The sequence below is a fragment of the Piscirickettsia litoralis genome, from assembly GCF_001720395.1.
Taxonomy (GTDB): domain Bacteria; phylum Pseudomonadota; class Gammaproteobacteria; order Piscirickettsiales; family Piscirickettsiaceae; genus Piscirickettsia; species Piscirickettsia litoralis.
In genome coordinates, this window is sequence record NZ_MDTU01000001.1 from 147666 (window position 1) to 150002 (window position 2337).

Below are 2337 nucleotides of genomic sequence, written 5' to 3' on the forward strand. Positions count from 1 at the left end.
AAGCTTTCCAACACCTAGACAAATGTCCGATTACAAGAAAAGAAACTTATTATCCACTAACATTTGAGGAATATAAACAATTAAAAGAAAAATCCAAGGAGACTAATGAGGATGGCGCCTTTACGTTAGAGCATAAGGAAGATGCGCCGGATGAAGATAGATTTATTGACATATTCGAGGGAAAACAAGAGCAGACTTTTCCATTAGCCAGTCGTGAATTAGACGACATTGAGGACGACTCTGAATTATCTGCGGGTATGAATCATCTGGTAGCGAGTGGGTTATATACTGAGGAAAACAGGCAGCTTCTTAGAGGTCATCCTCAACACGCTGAGCGATTAGCTTTTGCTATAATGTCGCTGGATGGTGCGAGTTTAAATGACCAGGACAACAGGATGTTTAGGCAGCTTCTTGCAAGCCAACCCCAACATGCTTTTGAATTAGATCGCGCTCTAAGTCTACAGATCCGAGGGGGGGGTAAATATGCAGGGCAGCTGGCAGCTTCTTGCAGACCATATTCAACATGCTTTTGACTTGGTTAAGTGTATATGTGCTCTGAAAAAGGCAAGGTTAGATACACCGGACAACAGGCAGCTTCTTGCAGGTCAAGCTCAACATGCTGCTGAATTAACTCAAGGTATAGAGACATTGCACAATAGGTGGAGGTTAAGTGATCAGGATAATTGGGAGCTTCTTGTAGGCCAAGCTCAACATGCTTCTGAGTTAGCTGATGGTATATGTATTCTGCGAGATGAAGGGTTAAATAGACCGGTCGAGATACAGTTTCTTGCAGAGCATGCTCAACACGCCACTGAATTAGCTTGGAGTATATGTAAACTGGAAGAAATGGGGGACAATACACGGGCCAACAGGGAGCTTCTTGCAAGGAGTCCACAACATACTTCTGAGTTAGTTGGTGGTATGGATATTCTACTTCAAAAAGGGGAGGGGTTATATACTAAGGACAACAAAGAGCTTCTTGCAGAGTATGCTCAGCACGCTTCTGACTTAGCTTTGGGTATATGTGCTCTACAAAAAGCAGGGCTAAATACATCGGACAACAGGCGGCTTTTTGCAGGCCAAGCTCAGTACGCCTCTGAATTAACTCAAGGTATAAAGGCACTGCGTCGTGAAAAGTTAAATACCCAGGATAACTGGGAGTTTCTTGCAAAGCATGCTCAACATGCTTCTGGCTTAGCTCAGGGTATAATATCTCCAGATTCGATCAAAAATGAGGATATCAGGCAGATAATAGATTCAAGAAATGAAAGCGGAGTAGGGTCGACCCCTTTTTTTGATCACCTAGGTTCCCCCACAGGCCCTGGTTGTGAAAGTGCTCCTTCGCTTGGTAATTAGTTCTGGCTATGTGGTCGCAGACAGAGCACCACGGCTAAAGCCGTGGGTGAATGAACCCGAAGGCGGTATAATTAGCTTTATGGAAGTAATTAAAAGTGATCATTAGCGCTGAGGAGCTCTGGTTGATTGTAACTTACTCTAATAAGAAATAAGACCGTGAAAAAACACTTATAATTCAAAATAGTTATACTTAGAGAGCTTTTCTTTGTGGTACAGAGGCGAATCAACTGACAAACATAGCTATATTTATATTAATTATTATCTTAATTTATTAGCTGGTTTGAAATGAAGTATTTTCTGTGTGCAACATTGCTGTTTGTTACATCAGGTTTAAGTCATGCTAATGGTGTGCCTATTAAGCTGACTATGGATGATAGGCCTCCATTCCATTATTTTGATGATGGCAAGCTAACGGGGCCGGCAATTAAAACTCTTAAATGCACATTTTTCGCTTATGAAGCAACCATATGATATTGAAGTTGTCTCCTGGTCAAGAGCGCAGCATTATGTAAAATCAGGTTATGCAGATGGCTTTTTTGCTGCGAGTCATAACAATGCGAGAGATAAATACGCCACATTGACCTATCGTTTTGTTGATCAATATTGGAGCTGGTTTACTTTAAAGTCTAAAAATATATCTAAAAAAGATTTGGAATCAAAAAAATTTAAGGTCTCAAGTTGGGAAAAGTCTAATTCACAGCGTTGGTTAGAAAATAACGGCTATAAAACCACTTATCATCCGCCTGAAAGAGTAGACTATTTGGTGAGTGACTTAAGGACAGAAAAAGGTCGATGCTATTTTTGGGCAGTAATATTGCTATTAGGAAATCATTAAAAAATTTAGGTATTTTGAACCAGGTTGAGGAAATAAAAGTGCTTCATAAGCCAATGGGGCTATATGTTTCTCATAATTATATTAAAGAAAATCGTGAGTTTATGAACTCTTTTAATAACACTGTAAAGCAATGTTTGCAATGAATG

General features: G+C 40.1%; 4 protein-coding genes. All 4 read left to right on the forward strand.

Annotated elements, in window-relative coordinates; all coding sequences use genetic code 11:
- Positions 1–533 (forward strand): hypothetical protein (locus BGC07_RS20330; protein ID WP_158006813.1); only part of this gene is annotated, 533 nt, incomplete at its 5' end.
- Positions 484–1356: a hypothetical protein gene (locus BGC07_RS00690; protein WP_069311569.1), complete on the forward strand. Its 873-nt coding sequence runs from the start codon at positions 484–486 to the stop codon at positions 1354–1356. The genes BGC07_RS20330 and BGC07_RS00690, both read left to right, overlap by 50 nt.
- A 285-nt stretch (positions 1357–1641) precedes the next feature.
- Entirely contained in the window at positions 1642–1827 is a 186-nt protein-coding gene (locus BGC07_RS21355) for a hypothetical protein (RefSeq protein ID WP_235602807.1), read from the forward strand.
- A complete protein-coding gene (locus BGC07_RS21360; protein ID WP_235602808.1) occupies positions 1811–2191 on the forward strand; it encodes a hypothetical protein in 381 nt (126 codons plus the stop codon). The genes BGC07_RS21355 and BGC07_RS21360 overlap by 17 nt, the downstream gene beginning before the upstream one ends.
- Positions 2192–2337 lie beyond the last annotated feature (146 nt).